The sequence below is a fragment of the Vibrio sp. 10N.222.54.E6 genome (assembly GCF_041473955.1).
Taxonomy (GTDB): domain Bacteria; phylum Pseudomonadota; class Gammaproteobacteria; order Enterobacterales; family Vibrionaceae; genus Vibrio; species Vibrio tasmaniensis_A.
The window spans coordinates 131711-147051 of the sequence record NZ_JBFRTD010000006.1; the positions used below are offsets into that span (position 1 = coordinate 131711).

The following is a 15341-nucleotide window of genomic DNA, read 5'->3' on the forward strand; positions in this document are numbered from 1 at the left end:
CACCTAGTATTGATCACATTTTCATCTCATTACCGAAGATAAAATTTAGCGAATTCAACATTAATGCGGGATAATTTCCATCATAAGGTCTGGGTTTACTTTCTATTGAGGTTTGAGCATGTTTTCTTATGAGCATCTATTGGCATTTTGCACCACGTACGAAGCATCTTCATACAGCGCAGCTGCCAAAAAGTTAGGCAAAGACCGCACCACAATACGAGACCAAGTAAAGGCCGTCGAAGACTTATATGGCGTTACGCTATTTGAAATCATCGGAAAGAAAGCAACACCGACTCAAGCGGCTGATCATATCTATCAACGCTCCAAGGTTGTGTTGAATAACACTGAGAAGCTCAGCACCTCATTAGAAAACATCTATATGGATGAGATGCTGACGCTCAATATCTATCACGACATTTCGCTACCACTCAATTTGGCTGTCAAAATCGAGCACGCTTTACAACAAAAATGCCCTGAACTTCGTGTGCATTGGCTGCATCGTAATCGAGAGGACGCGTTTGATAACATTGAATCTGAATCGAACAGCATCGCGCTTATGGAGCATAAAAACATCCAACGTTTTAGTAAAAATATCGAGTTCTTCTCTTTGGGCTATGGCAAGCTAGGTATGTATGCAGGAAAAAGAAGCAAACTCCCTCACCTCAACGCGCTGTCAATTGAAGACTTAAAGTTAGACAAGCAATATGTGAGCGAAAACCATTTCAACACGCTACCAGAGCTCTATTTTATTTCCCCCCAGTACCACCTAGTCAGCAATAACGACCTCTTATTAGAATTGGTAAAACATGACGGTTGGGCAATCATGAGTACCGATCTAGCAAAGCCCCTAGTCCAGCGCGGCGAGTTGGTAGCTCTCCAAGTAAAACAGGTCGCAAATCATTTTAATTTTGGACTAACCTTGTATTACCCAGTATCAATGGGTAACAAAGAACCACTACCTACAATCAAGAAAATCACTCAAGCACACTTCGCCCCATAGTTATATTAATGGGTTAGGTAACAATATTAACGTGTTATCTAGCCATATTGATGGATTTTAACCCGCATATGTGAATTTTTCGTTTCTAGATTCAATGTCATGATGATTGCGTTCTCAAATTACAAAGGCATTCATCATGAATAAGAAAATTTTATCTACCGCTATTATTGCTACCTTCTCTATGGGCGTTGTTACTGCCGCCGAAGCATGTACCCGCTTGCTTTGGGATACACAAGATCAAGGCACATTCGTTTCACGTACAGTGGACTGGTCAGAACCAACCAACGTCCACCTCGTCAACATTCCAAAAAACAGCGCTTACCTTACCCACTTAAATAACTCTAACCAAGTAACCTCTAAATATGATGTCACTGGATTAACAACTTATGGGCAAATTACTGATGGTATGAATAGTGAAGGGCTTAGTGGTAATGTGCTGTACGACCGAAACATGGATACAGATGACTCAACGCAAGCTGACGACTTAGGTACGCTGACCTACCTTAAACATGTTTTATCGCAGTTTAGTACTGTTGAAGAGGCCGTTAAATTCGTTGAAAAATCGCAACCTGCCATTGAATTCGTACCCGGTATTCCCGTTAGAATTGCTCTGCACATTAGCCTTCAAGACACATCGGGTGACTCAGCAATTATAGAATTTAGAGCAGAAGGACCTCGAGTATGGCATGGCGCGGAATACACCGTAATGACCAACCAACCCGATTACGACCAACATCTGGCCAATGTAGAACGCTCTAAACGCGGTTGGGGGCCAAAAGAAGCACAATACTCACAAACCAACTTAGGGACTGGCGGTAATGCCAACCCAGAAGACAGGTTTGTACATTCAAGTTACTACATGGAACACCTTACGGAGCCGAGCAGCGTGATCAACGGTATGGTCAAACTGGACTCGCTTACTTACAAGATCCCACATGATGCGCCAATTGCACCCATTGATGGTGTGATGTCTGGCTACGCGACGGAATACGCTGTTAACTATCACCTACAAACAGGAGAAACGTTGCTTCGCTATCAGTGGGGAGATGACTTCACTCAGCTTCAATACAACATGCGAGATATCCAAGAATCTGGAAAAGCGATCAGCTTCCAGTTAATCCAGCCGGGTTTGATTGGAGATGTGACTGAAACGATCATTAAATCTGCAAACTAATCAAACTAAGCACGCGTAAACCTGAGACAAAGGCCACTTGGCCTTTGTCCTATTCATAATCAACACTCCGCTTCAACCAGAGTGCATCTACCGCGCTCTCACTCTCAACTTATATTAAGTACCTTTCAAAGCGATACTAAAGTTGGGTCTACAAATTCTTAGTTGCGTAACCCTTCAGTACTTCAACCAAACCTTTATACACATTGGTATTTTCAAAACTCGTTGGATAGAAGAATGAGAGCCCGAACTTCGCGCTGTGTGAAAGCAACTCATTGAACTCTATTCGGCGTAGCTGCTTCGTGTTCACCGCTTCGGTCGCTAAGCTTTTTGGAAGTAACGCCCAGCCATTCACTTTCACTAACTCCAGTAACATATCGTTATTACTAACGGTGCGAAAATACGGTGATATGCCCAACCACTCTGGCATGGTTTTGCTTTGGTTTTCACTGATGTATTGCGTTTCTAATTGAAGATCTTCAAGTCGAATCTCACCGATTTTGAACAAAGGACTATCAATCCGTGCGTAGGCAGCAATATCACCGTCACCAAGTTTGATGGCGCTGATTGGGTATTCCGACATGTTTTCCATTCGGTGCTGCATGATCGCAACTTTGTTGTGCGCTTGTGTCACATCAACCAAGATCTCATCTCGATTTCGATGCAGCCAATTGAGCACCATGTCCGGGTGAGCCTTCAAAACATGCTGTTCTATCTCCACCACTAAATCGTTGGGCATCAGAGTATCGTGATAGAAATCTAAACGGGTCAGTTCTTGTTGGTAAGCATTCATCATTCTTAGATGCAATCGCTCACTGTTTTGCACCAACAATTTTGACTGCTTATAAATAGAACGTGCAAAGCTGGTTGGTACCGCCTTTTTTCCTTCAATCGTAAATAAAATGGTTCGATAGCTGTCTTCTAACGCTTTCACTTGTTCTCGAATGGTTGTTCTATCTTTACCAAGGAATCTCGCAGCCTTGCTATAGCTCTGTTCGTCATACGTCGCACAGAATGAGTTTAAGTGTTCATAAGAAAACATCCCCACCGCCTTAGATTATTAATGTTTGGTTTTACCCATCATTATGCGTTATTAGAAACGTAATAACACTGCTAAATTAGCAACAAATGTGAGGCGAAGAGAGTTTTCACTCTGTATTTGAACGATAAAATTCGCTTCTCTATGTATTGGCAGTAAGCCCAGAAGTTAGCTATACACACTTATTTGAACAGAGTTACGCATTGCTAATTATGGGTTTACCGCCTCTCTTTTCTTATCACTTATCCGTGAATACAAAGAACTGACTTTCTAAGCGCTCACAGGAAGATTGATTTTCCAAAGCGCGATGGTCGACTGAATCCTCTCATAAAACAAGGTCGTTAGTTGAGAGCAATAGGATCCATTATGAAAAAGCTACTTCTCTCAACGGTTATTGCTGGCCTAGTCGCCACACCTGCTTTCGCCGAAACCTCTACTAGCCCTATCACGCTCTATGTATCGAACGACATCATTACTCTTTCAGATCACGATCATAGCAACGTAGACGCTATCGCAGTCCAAGACGGTAAAATCCTCGACCTTGGCGATCAAAAAACACTTACCACTAAGTACCAATCTAAAGATGGTTTTACGATTGATAAATCATTTGAAGATCGCGTTCTTACACCGGGCTTCGTTGAACCTCACGTTCACCTTTGGCTGATGGCGTTATTGATCGGCGCAGACTTTATTACTCCTGCTGATTGGGATTTACCGTGGGGCAACGTTGAAGGCGTAATAGGCCATGATAACTACTTAGCCCGTTTAACAGAGTTAGAAAGTGAACTGGCAGAAGGCGAACCATTGGTAAGCTGGGGCTACCATCACTACTTCCACGGCAATGAAATGAGCCGCGAGTTGCTGAATAACATTTCTGAAGACCGACCAATTATCATTTGGCATCGTAGCTTCCACGAATTGTTCTTCAACGATGCAGCGATGGAAATGCTAGGTTGGTCTGAAGAAGACTGGACTGGCGAAGGCTATAACTACGATCAGCTAGACTGGGAACGAGGCCATGCTTATGAAGCTGGAGCTAAAATCCTTCTCAATGATGTAATGAGCTTCTGGGTAAATAGCGGCATTTTTGCAACGGGGATGGAGCGAACCAAAGATTACATCCACTCTGGTGGTATCACTACCGCGATTGACCCAGGTGTTGTTGCAACACCAGAGATGTTCGAACAAGTAGTCGACATTCTTGAAGACGGTAACTTCCCAATGGATTACTGGTTAATGCCAGCTGGTAACTTTACCTACATGATGGCAGAAAACGACCCTGCCAAAGGTAAAGCGATTGCCGAAGGTTTGACTCAGCACCCGTCTTATCAAGGCGAACAGATCAAATGGCTACCTAAATTCGTTAAGTTGTTTGCAGACGGCGCAATGTACAGCCAGTTAATGCAACTTAAAGATGGTTACACCGATGGTCACTCAGGTGAATGGTTGCAAGAGCCTAAAGATCTTGAAGCAAGTATGCGCCCCTACTGGGAAGACGACTACACGATTGTTATCCATGCCAATGGTGATCTAGGCTTTGAGACTGCATTGAACATTGTCGACAAGCTCAACAAAGAAAAAAGCAGAGACGATCACAGAACCAGCTTCCATCACCTAGGTATTACCGATAAAGACGACATCCCTAAAGCCGTTGAACTTGGCGCAAACTTTAGTGTAAACCCTTACTACACACATATTCTGGCTGAGCTTTACTCTGAACAAGGTATCGGTCAAGAGCGTGCAGAAGTGATGGCGCGTGGACGTTCATTCATCGATGCGGGTGGTATTTTATCATTGCACTCAGATTCACCAATGGCACCAGCGCAACCACTAGGGTTAGTTTGGGCTGCTGTAAACAGAATTGGTCTGTCTGGCAAAACGGTAATGGGACCTCAAGAGCGCATCACAGTTGATGAAGCAATGCGCGCAATCACGATTGATGCAGCATACACAGCACGTCTAGAAAATGAAGTTGGTACCATTGATATCGGTAAAACGGCCAACTTTACGGTACTTGACGACAACCCATACACAGTAAAACCTGAAGACATCAACAAGATAAAAGTTGAAGCAACGATTTACCAAGGTATCCCTGCTCCTGTAAAAAACAGTAACTCTGGTTTAGCCATGACTGAGCAAAATATGAAAGTTGTGAATGTAATCAACAGATACCACAACGCTCACGGTCATCACCACCATCATGATCATGACCACGATGTGTGTGCGACAAGCTTGTACTTCCAACATGCTCTTACGGCGATTCAACAGAAATAACGTAGGTACAATAACGATGAACATTGCTCTAAGCTGAGCGAAAGTATCTCAATAGCTTAAGCTTCATTGTTCTCAAAAAGTGATAGTGTGACCTCAGCGTCCGCTATCACTTTTTCTTTTTATGATACATGTTTACCGATTCCGCGATACAGACCTCCTATATTCAATTATCTCTATACAAAGATCTCAAACTCAATCCGACACGCTCGCACACCTTCAATCCCCTATCTCACTGCTTTCCACATCACAACCAAATATCCCAACACTTCACAGATCATCGAGGACATTTGCTGTTTGGTGGTGCAATCTATTAGCCACAACATAGCTCAACAAGTGCAGCTTTCTAAATACTGGCTCTAGCGAATTGAGCTCATACCGTGAACAAGTGTGTTCATCACACTTGGCACTAGGCAAGATAAAAGCCCCACACCTTCTCATTTTAACTGGCTAACCTCTTTTCGTAGCATCTCACCTCGCCTCATGAAAGCCACATAAATCTGATTTAATTGCGCTGTTTACCACCATAACTGTACCCTTCTTCATCAGCCAATCTTCTCTTTTGTTTTCCTTTGATGACACCGGTATTGAAACGTCTATTAAGCAGATGAAATGCAATGAAAAATCAATAAATACAATAGCTTAATAAAAACATAAAAACTTCAAAATTAGTTTTATCATCACCAAAATCGATAACATGACCCGGTCAATTACAACTCAGGTCAATACTATGTCTACCATTTGGGAATTAGATATGGGTTATCTAGAGTCACTTGGCAAGGAGCTACGCGGATACATTAAGGATGATGAAGTGACGGTATTACCCCAGCTTAGAACGCAATATCTTGCCGAGCTAAATGCAGTTATTGAAAAGATGGTTTCGTCTTCAGCGAAAACAGATCAAATGGAGGCATTGGTAAAGGTTTGCCAGCATATTGCGACAACGGTGAACACCTCTCGCTATCACCGACTTAGCCAATGTATTGAGCGTATTCACTCACTCGTCAACAAGTTGCGTCACCAGCAGAATGCGGACTCGCAACCTCTTAACGCGGATGCATTGTTTTTACTCGCGCAAAACCATGGCATTGCGATCTCAAGACACGACCTCAACGACGGTAAAGCAAGTTCGGTTTCCTTCGCTTATCAGCAAGGTTATCTGTCCATTTCAGAAGCGTTTGATGCATTGAGTGCACTGTTTAAACATCAACGCCATTCACAACTGGCCAGCACGCTAAACAGCCCTGCTTATCTATCTCAATGCGCTTAGCCAGATTACGTTCTAACAATAAGATTTAATTATGAAATTTTTATCATTACCCTTTTGTTTAACTCCACTTTTTTTATCGTCTTTAGCTAATGCAAGCCAACCATACTCTGATACATTAACCGGTGATTGGGGAGGAGATCGTAGTCACATTAAAGACAACGGACTCTCGCTCGATGCTGAATACACCAACGTTTACCAATCGGCGGTTTCTGGCTCACCATCAAATTCAAATGAGTTCACACACCGTTTTGACCTGTTTGCAGCACTTGATACCGAAAATGCTGGCCTATGGAATAACGGCACCTTTCGCACCCAGTTGATCTATCTAAACGGAGATGCGAACGACTTTGGCTTCTCCAGTTTGTCAGTACCTAATTCAGCCCATTACGCAGACAGCAGTAGCCCTTTCTTCTCATCCTTGTATTACACACACAAGTTTGATGACAACACTAACCTACTTTTTGGCAAGATCGACGCGTTTGAGCTACTACGAAATGCGCCATTTTACGGTGGTGCAACTCGTCATGGATTCATGAACATTGCTTTTTCTGCTCCACCAAGTGGCGTGACTCCCCCATCATTTATTGGCGGCATCCTGAACCACACCATTGGCGATACACGAATCACGGCGATGATTTATGATCCAAGAGATCGATATGCTGACAACTTAGGATTCAATGATTGGTTTGATGATGGCGTGAATTTTTCATTAGGTGCGACTCACTCATTCAAACTGTTTGATAGAAGTTCTACGTTTGGTATGTCTGGTACATATAGCACTGAAGAAGGGGTCGATTACTCGTCTTTGGGTGAAACTGCAAAATATAAGTACAACATTCGAGCTCAAGCAACACACAATATCTACGAGAACAATGACGATACCATCGCAGTCTACCTAAGAGCAGCAGCGGCAGACGGTAATCCAAATATCATAGATGGAACGTTTGTTGGCGGCCTTGGAGGCAACGCTTTCTTCTTCGACAGACCTCAAGATCAATGGGGCGCGGGCTACTATTACTACAACTTGTCTAATGCGTTACAAAACAGCATTAGCGATTTGCCACTAGGAGCAGAATTAAAAGACGAGCAAGGTTTTGAGATCTACTACGCGTTCCAAGCAACGCCATGGTTAACCTTTACCGCAGATGCGCAATACGTCACACCCGCAGTCAGCACTCAAAGCAAAGTCGCGTTGTTTGGCCTAAGAACGAATATCGTTTTCTAGTACCACGCATAAACTAAGACGTTCTAAATAAAAAGAGCCTGATCATCAGTGATCAGGCTCTTTTTTGGATTTTCACATTGAATCGAAATTCATCGATTAAGGCGTGCCAACCTCAGATAAAGACACCAATTGTTTAGTATATTCATGTTGCGGATTACCAAACAAGGTCTCAGTGTCACCCTTCTCAATCACCTCGCCTGCTTTCATGACAATGGTGTAATGACACAGGGATTTCACAACATTCAGATCATGGCTGATAAATAGATAAGTTAGGCCATACTTTTCTTGTAATGACTTAAGTAAGTCTAGAACTTGCGCTTGGACGGTTCTGTCGAGTGACGATGTCGGTTCATCTAGCAAGATAAACTCTGGCTTAAGGATCAGAGCACGAGCAATCGCAATACGTTGCCTTTGACCGCCCGAAAACTCATTCGGGTAACGGTGACGAGTTTCAGGGTCTAGGTCGACCTCTTTCATTACATCGCAGATGCGTTGGTCGAGTTCAGTGTCGTCCAATTGTTGATGCACTAACAAACCCTCGCCAATCACCTGAGCAACCGACATTCTCGGGTTTAACGCCGAGAATGGGTCTTGAAAGACCACTTGCATACGGCTTCTAAACGGTAGCATCTGTTGGCGGTTTAAGCCCCGAATTTGTTCATCTGCGTAAGTAATTGAACCTTCACTTTGCACCAATTTGAGTATCGCCATACCGGTTGTCGATTTACCAGAGCCACTTTCGCCAACTAAACCGATTGAGTGCCCTTTCTTCAAAGTGAACTCCATATCGGTCACAGCTTTGACATGAGAAATGGTTCGCTTGAATAAACCGCCCGTAATCGGGAACCAAACACGAAGTTGATTAACATCGAGCAGAGGTTCACTTTCCGGAGAAACTGGAACGGGCAAGCCTTTCGGATCAGAGTTGATAAGCTTTTGCGTATAAGGGTGAGCTGGAGCATTAAACAGGGTATGGCAGTCATTGCTTTCAACCAAGCGACCATCTTTCATTACCGCCACTCTGTCGGCAATTTTACGAACGATACTCAAATCGTGTGTGATAAAGAGCATCGCCATACCCAGCTCTTGTTGCAGATCTTTTAACAGGTCGAGAATCTGCGCTTGTACTGATACATCCAACGCAGTCGTCGGCTCGTCAGCGATAAGCAGCTCTGGCTCGTTAATCAGAGCCATTGCGATCATTACACGCTGACGCTCTCCACCTGATAGCTCGTGTGGGTACGCTGATATCTTCTGCTCTGGGTAACGAATACCCACCTTTGAAAGCCACTCTATCGCCAAGGCTTGAGCTTTATTGGTTCGCATACCTCGGTGAATCGCGAGGGTTTCAACCAGCTGCTTACCGACTCGATGAAGTGGATTAAGCGAAACCATAGGCTCTTGAAAGATCATGCCAATGCGGCCACCACGAATCCCTCGCAATTGCCTTTCAGAACAACTCAGAATATCGGTGCCAGAGAAATTGATCTTACCGTTTAAGTAGTGCGATGAGCCTTTAGGTAGCAGCTTTAACACTGAGTTAGCCGTAACCGATTTACCGGAGCCACTCTCGCCCACCAGCGCGAGTGTCTCACCTTTGTATATCTCCAACGAGACGTCTTGCGTCACTTGTTCTATCGAGTCTTTACGCCCAAACCCGACAGACAATTTATCTATGGTCAGAACTGGAGATGCATTCGAAGCCTCTGCTGTTGACCCTGAAGCAGGAACTGTATTTGAAGTCATAACCTATCCTTACTTCTGTTGATGTGGGTCGAAAGCATCACGCACCGCTTCACCAACGAAGACAAGTAACGTCAACATCAATGAAAGTACGACGAAAGCAGAAATGCCAAGCCAAGGCGCTTGCAAGTTAGCTTTACCTTGCGCCAATAGCTCACCTAATGAAGGCGAACCCGCAGGCAAACCAAAGCCTAAGAAATCTAACGACGTTAATGTGGTGACCGAGCCTGAAAGGATAAACGGCATCATGGTTAACGAAGCCACCATCGCGTTGGGTAGCATGTGGCGAAGCATAATGCGTTTGTCGTCAACGCCCATGGCTTGCGCGGCTCTTACATAATCAAAGTTTCGACAACGTAGGAATTCAGCTCGCACAATCCCAACCAAACTCATCCAACTGAAGAGCACCATAATCCCTAGCAACCACCAGAAATTCGGTTCAATGAAGCTCGACAGAATGATCAGCAAGAATAAGGTCGGCATTCCAGACCAGACTTCAATGAAGCGCTGCCCAAACAAGTCGACCCAACCACCGTAGTAACCTTGCGTTGCCCCGACAACTACGCCGACTACGCTCGATACAATCGTCAGAATAAAACCAAACAGAACAGAGATACGGAACCCATAAATGATGCGAGCCAATACATCTCGCCCTTTATCATCGGTTCCAAGCCAGTTCACTGAATCTGGCTCCGATGGCACCGCGCCCGAAATATCGAAGTTTATCGTATCGTAGCTAAAAGGAATGATTGGCCACACGATTTAACCGTTGTCTTCAATGAGTTCGATAACATACGGGTCTTTGTAGTCGGCTTCGGTTTCAAACTCGCCACCAAACTCTGTCTCGGCGTACTCATTGATAACAGGTACAAACCACTGATTATCATAAGAAACCAAGAGTGGTTTATCGTTGGCAATGATCTCAGCGAACAGGCTCAATCCAAACAAGATGGTAAATATCCAAAGGGAGATAAAACCACGCTTGTTTGCTTTAAAACGTAACCAACGAGCTTCAGCTAAAGGGTTGTTAAACATTTATTATCAATACCTTGTTATTCGTTCGCCATTAACGCGCTTCAAAATCAATTCGAGGATCAACCCAGGTATACGTCAGGTCGGAGATAATGCTCAGCACCAAGCCAAGCAAGGTCATGATATAGAGAGAACTAAACACCACTGGGTAATCTCGCTGAATAGTCGACTCAAAGCCAAGCAGGCCGATGCCTTCGAGTGAAAACATCACTTCAATCAACATAGAACCCGTGAAGAAAATACTAATAAATGCACTCGGGAAACCGGCAATAATGATCAGCATGGCGTTACGGAAAACGTGCTTGTAGAGAATACTGCTCTCGTCCAAGCCTTTCGCTCTCGCGGTGACCACATATTGCTTATTGATTTCATCAAGGAAGGAGTTTTTGGTCAACATACTGAGTGTGGCGAAACCGCCGATGACCATAGCGAAAATAGGCAAAGCTAAGTGCCAGAAGTAGTCACCAATTTGCTGATACCAGTTAAGTTGGTCGAAGTTACTCGACACGAGCCCACGCAATGGGAACCAACTGAAGTAGTTACCACTCGCGAACAAAATAATCAGGATAATCGCAAACAAGAAGCCCGGTACGGCATAGCCAACAATCACCACCGCACTCGACCAAATATCAAACCGAGATCCGTGATGTATCGCCTTCATAATGCCTAAAGGTATCGAAATCACGTAGATGATTAAGGTACTCCATAACCCTAAGGAGATGGAAACAGGCAGTCGCTCGATGATGAGATCAATAACGTTGCCGCCTTTAAACAGACTTTCACCGAAGTTAAAGGTCGCGTAGTTTTTCAACATATCGAAGTAACGAACATGAATTGGCTTATCAAAACCAAACTGCTTTTTGATCTCTTCAACCACTTCAGGATCAAGCCCGCGTGAGCCTTTATAGCCACTGGCAGACGCTTGGTCACTTTCGCTTAAATCAACTTCTTGTCCACCACCAGAAAAGCGCTCCATAATTCCAGAGTTATGCCCTTCTAATTGGGCAACAGCTTGCTCCACCGGGCCACCAGGGGCGATCTGAATGATGAAAAAGTTGATGGTGATGATCGCCCACAACGTGGGGATCACCAACAATAAACGTCGAAATATATACGCGGCCATGCTAACTAACTCCTAGCGACGTTTTTCAGGAAGCAATGCCGCCTTCTCTTCTGAAATCCACCATGTATCGATACCTAAATCGTATTTAGGCAATACATCTGGACGCTCAAACTTGTCCCACATTGCTACGCGATATTCACCAACGTGCCATTGCGGGATGTTGTAGAAATTCCACTGCAATACTCGGTCCAGTGAACGACCGAGAGTAAGAAGCTTTTCAGGATGTTGTTGGTTACGCGCAATTTCTTCTGTTAACGCGTCAACCACTGGATCGATAACACCTGCAGTATTGTAAGTAGAATCAATGTAGTTAGAGTTCCAAACGATCATTAAGTTCGGGCTAGGGTAAGGGTTTGCGGAAAATGACGACGACACCATGTCGAAATCACGATCACGCAAGCGCTTGATGTACTGAGTCGTATCGATGGTACGGATCTTCATCTCAATACCCATGCGCTTAAGGTTCTTTTGAACCGGCGTTGCGATACGTTCCGTGGTTGGGCTGTAAATCAGCAACTCAAATGACATCGGCTTGCCGGTCTTTTCGTTGGTCATCACTTTGTCTTTCAATACCCAACCCGCTTCTTTCAGCAGTTTGAAAGCGGTACGCATTTGGCTACGAATACGGCCGCTGCCATCGGTGACTGAAGGTTGGAATTCTTCGGTAAACACTCGCGCTGGAATCTGATCTTTGTACTGAGACAGCAATTCAACTTCAGCTGCGCTTGGTAAGCCTTTCGCTTCATAGTCGGTGTTCTGGAAATAACTACGAGTACGTTTGTACTGACCATAGAACATGTTCTTGTTCATCCACTCAAAGTCCATCGCATAGGTTAACGCTTCTCGAACTTTAGGATCTGAGAACACAGGAGATTGAATATTGAAGACAAAACCTTGAGTCGTTTCAGGCTTCTCATGGTTGATCTCTTCTTTAATGATGTAGCCTTTATCGAAGTTCGCGCCTGTGTAAGAGTTGGCCCAGAACTTAGCCGAGTTCTCGGTTCGAAGATCGAACTCCCCTGCTTTAAAAGCTTCCAACATTACCGTGTCGTCACGGTAGTAATCGTATTGCACTTGCTTGAAGTTATTACGGCCAACGTTGACTGGTAGGTCTGCTGCCCAGTAGTTTTCATCTAGGCCGTAGGTCACACTTTGCCCAGATTTATAGCTAATGATCTTATAGGGACCACTGCCTACTGGTGGCTCACTTAGAGGTTCAGACAGCTTTCTGTCTTTCCAGAAATGCTTCGGCAACACACGAGTGCTTTGCGCAAAGCTAAACAGCTTCTCGCGGTTTGGCTTGTTCATCTCAATTCGAACAACCAAATCAGAGACAGCCGTTACTGATTCAATCTCTTTGTAATACACGCGATACTGAGGCACACCTTCTTTCGAAAACTTGTCAAAGGTGAAGGCAACATCGTGAGCCGTGATTGGTTTACCATCTTGGAATTTAGCATTTGGGTTGATGTTGATTTCCATCCAAGTGAAATCACTGGCGTAGCGAACCTTTGAAGCAATCAATGGATAGTACGCATCAATCTCGTCGCTCGGAGAAAACATCAAGGTATCGTAAATCTCTCCGGTATAACTTGCAGCAACGCCGCGGGAACCGAATCGATTAAAGCTATCGTAGGTACCTATGCTGCCATAGGTCACTTTGCCCTGCTTTGGCGCATCAGGATTAACGTAATCAAAGTGAGTAAAATCGGCTGGATATTTTGCTTCACCAAAACCAACCAATTGTGTGGTTTCAATAACGGTGACAGCAGGAGTTGATTGGGTACCAGAAGCGTAAGTAACGGAGGGGTGTAAAACAATAAGCGGCAGCATAACTGCACAGGACTTTAAATTAGACCTGAAAAACTGAGTGCGCTGCGAGGCTTTGCGTCGAAAAACTGTTCCCATTTGACTCTCCCTTCAAATGTTATGAATTCGATATTCAAGTTGATTAATCGGCTTTGAATGCATGCCGTTAAAACAAGTATAGGTTCAAATCTAACATCATGTAATAACTAATAAAACCATCAGCACTTCATCTCTGACGGTTTATTTACAAATTACTCGTCACCGCTCGAAACTATTGGATGCAGTTAACGCTGATCGCTTTGATTCCTTTAATTAGCTTGGTGGCGTTGGAAAGCACGGAGATTGCTCTAGCGGGAATGACATAAGCCTCCACGGTTTAGATTCGCTTTGATTCGCTTTGAAAGTGAAATTTAGGTTCTAAATAATCAACAATCTATACTTTACTGGAGTATCCTTGCTGCTTAGGTCTAAATGGAATGACACTTTGAACAAACCAAACCACATAACATTCGCAACGTTCAACCTTCTGAACTATCTCGAACCGCCGAATGCTTACTATGATTTTGAGAACATCTACAGCTTCGATGAATGGCAGAAAAAGCAACATTGGATGGCTGAAGCGATTAGTTCATTAGATTGTGATGTGATTGGCTTTCAAGAGATATTTAGCCCGCAGTCTTTAGAGCAATTGATGAATGAGCTAGGTTATCCATACTTTGCAGTGGTCGATAGCGCAGACGTTGAAGATGATTACCTATACACCTCCCCTGTCGTTGGTATCGCATCCCGCTACCCAATTGAAAATGTACAGCCTGTTACGCCAGATTCGAAGTTACTGACAGCGTTCAACCTTGGAGACAATTTCTCATTCAACAGAACGCCTGTTCATGCCACGATTACGTTACCCCATTTAGGTTCAACCGACTGTTATGTGGTGCACTTCAAATCACAACGTCCGACAGAACCCAAAGCAGAATCTATCGATGTGGATAACGCTCAGCAAGGTGAAAAATCACAAAGTGACACGCTCACTCGCTTCCACCAAGAGCAACTTGGCTCTTGGTTATCTAGCGTGCAGCGCGGCCTTGAAGCTCAGATGCTGCATCAATACATCACCAATCATCGTTACCAAACCGATCAGCCTGTTGTGTTAATGGGTGACTTTAATAAGCCTCTATTCAACGACGAGTTTAAAGGGCTATTAAGTTATTCAATAAACAGAGACGAAAACAGCAAGCATTGGCTTTCCCACTTCCGGTTAAAAGACAGCTGGGATATTTATCATCAATTGCATGAACAAGACTTACTTGAACAACGCAAACCAACCCACTATTACGGTGCCTCTGGTTCTGTTCTGGATTACATTTTAATGTCGAACGAATTTGACTGTCAGAACTCATCAAGCATGATGGAAATCTCTTGCTACACAGTGCTCGACCATCACCTCATCAATCCCAGCTTTGAACACGACCAATTCAGTACTGACCATGCCATCGTTGCTGTCACCGCTCATATCCGTGAAGCCTAGCTATTCGATTACATCTTCAATCGAGAGTTACCTGAGTTGAACATGAAAAAAACCGCAGTCAAAAACTGCGGCCTTCCACTTTAGCCAAACGGGTTGAGCCAACCGACGCCCCATTTAGAAACCGATTTAC

10 protein-coding genes and 1 pseudogene are annotated in these 15341 nt (G+C 44.1%); 6 read left to right on the top strand and 5 right to left on the bottom strand.

What is annotated here, in order from left to right; genetic code table 11:
- Positions 1–118: 118 nt before the first annotated feature.
- Together AB4513_RS01745 and AB4513_RS01750 are read left to right on the top strand one after the other, a co-directional pair.
- A complete protein-coding gene (locus AB4513_RS01745; protein ID WP_009844919.1) occupies positions 119–1000 on the top strand; it encodes a LysR family transcriptional regulator in 882 nt (293 codons plus the stop codon).
- A gap of 136 nt (positions 1001–1136) precedes the next feature.
- Complete coding sequence (locus AB4513_RS01750; protein WP_009844918.1) at positions 1137–2174, top strand: linear amide C-N hydrolase; 1038 nt, start codon at positions 1137–1139, stop codon at positions 2172–2174.
- A 148-nt stretch (positions 2175–2322) separates the two neighbouring features.
- Here the strand turns inward: AB4513_RS01750 and AB4513_RS01755 are convergent, their stop codons facing one another.
- A complete protein-coding gene (locus tag AB4513_RS01755) occupies positions 2323–3213 on the bottom strand; it encodes a LysR family transcriptional regulator (protein WP_009844917.1) in 891 nt (296 codons plus the stop codon).
- A 363-nt stretch (positions 3214–3576) separates the two neighbouring features.
- On the opposite strand from AB4513_RS01755, the gene AB4513_RS01760 reads away from it, so the two are divergent.
- The 3 genes from AB4513_RS01760 (at position 3577) to AB4513_RS01770 (ending at position 7976) form a co-directional block, all read left to right on the top strand.
- A complete protein-coding gene (locus AB4513_RS01760) occupies positions 3577–5484 on the top strand; it encodes an amidohydrolase (RefSeq protein ID WP_009844916.1) in 1908 nt (635 codons plus the stop codon).
- 727 nt (positions 5485–6211) lie between these two features.
- Positions 6212–6751, top strand: coding sequence for a hypothetical protein (locus tag AB4513_RS01765; RefSeq protein ID WP_228012653.1), 540 nt, complete (start codon positions 6212–6214; stop codon positions 6749–6751).
- Positions 6752–6782: 31 nt separating this feature from the next.
- Positions 6783–7976 (top strand): carbohydrate porin, encoded by a 1194-nt coding sequence (locus AB4513_RS01770; RefSeq protein WP_102257615.1) that lies wholly within the window; start codon positions 6783–6785, stop codon positions 7974–7976.
- Positions 7977–8072: 96 nt separating this feature from the next.
- On the opposite strand, the gene yejF is transcribed toward AB4513_RS01770, so the two are convergent.
- From yejF to AB4513_RS01790, 4 genes and pseudogenes are all read right to left on the bottom strand, one after another.
- Positions 8073–9722, bottom strand: a complete 1650-nt coding sequence (gene yejF / locus AB4513_RS01775; RefSeq protein ID WP_102257614.1) for a microcin C ABC transporter ATP-binding protein YejF — start codon at positions 9720–9722, stop codon at positions 8073–8075.
- A gap of 9 nt (positions 9723–9731) precedes the next feature.
- Positions 9732–10754 (bottom strand): annotated as a pseudogene (locus tag AB4513_RS01780) (ABC transporter permease).
- Between the two features lie 31 nt (positions 10755–10785).
- Entirely contained in the window at positions 10786–11874 is a 1089-nt protein-coding gene (locus tag AB4513_RS01785) for a microcin C ABC transporter permease YejB (RefSeq protein ID WP_004730359.1), read from the bottom strand.
- A 12-nt stretch (positions 11875–11886) separates the two neighbouring features.
- Positions 11887–13782 (bottom strand): extracellular solute-binding protein, encoded by a 1896-nt coding sequence (locus AB4513_RS01790; RefSeq protein WP_009844911.1) that lies wholly within the window; start codon positions 13780–13782, stop codon positions 11887–11889.
- 385 nt (positions 13783–14167) lie between these two features.
- On the opposite strand from AB4513_RS01790, the gene AB4513_RS01795 reads away from it, so the two are divergent.
- The gene (locus AB4513_RS01795) at positions 14168–15211 is read left to right on the top strand and encodes an endonuclease/exonuclease/phosphatase family protein (RefSeq protein WP_009844910.1); all 1044 of its coding nucleotides are present in this window, start codon (positions 14168–14170) and stop codon (positions 15209–15211) included.
- Positions 15212–15341: the final 130 nt, after the last annotated feature.

Coding starts and splice junctions, on each gene's coding strand:
- AB4513_RS01745 (WP_009844919.1), top strand. CDS start 119: ATGTTTTCTTATGAGCATCTATTGGCATTTTGCACCACGTACGAAGCA.
- AB4513_RS01750 (WP_009844918.1), top strand. CDS start 1,137: ATGAATAAGAAAATTTTATCTACCGCTATTATTGCTACCTTCTCTATG.
- yejF (WP_102257614.1), bottom strand. CDS start 9,722: ATGACTTCAAATACAGTTCCTGCTTCAGGGTCAACAGCAGAGGCTTCG.
- AB4513_RS01790 (WP_009844911.1), bottom strand. CDS start 13,782: ATGGGAACAGTTTTTCGACGCAAAGCCTCGCAGCGCACTCAGTTTTTC.
- AB4513_RS01785 (WP_004730359.1), bottom strand. CDS start 11,874: ATGGCCGCGTATATATTTCGACGTTTATTGTTGGTGATCCCCACGTTG.
- AB4513_RS01760 (WP_009844916.1), top strand. CDS start 3,577: ATGAAAAAGCTACTTCTCTCAACGGTTATTGCTGGCCTAGTCGCCACA.
- AB4513_RS01755 (WP_009844917.1), bottom strand. CDS start 3,213: ATGTTTTCTTATGAACACTTAAACTCATTCTGTGCGACGTATGACGAA.
- AB4513_RS01770 (WP_102257615.1), top strand. CDS start 6,783: ATGAAATTTTTATCATTACCCTTTTGTTTAACTCCACTTTTTTTATCG.
- AB4513_RS01765 (WP_228012653.1), top strand. CDS start 6,212: ATGTCTACCATTTGGGAATTAGATATGGGTTATCTAGAGTCACTTGGC.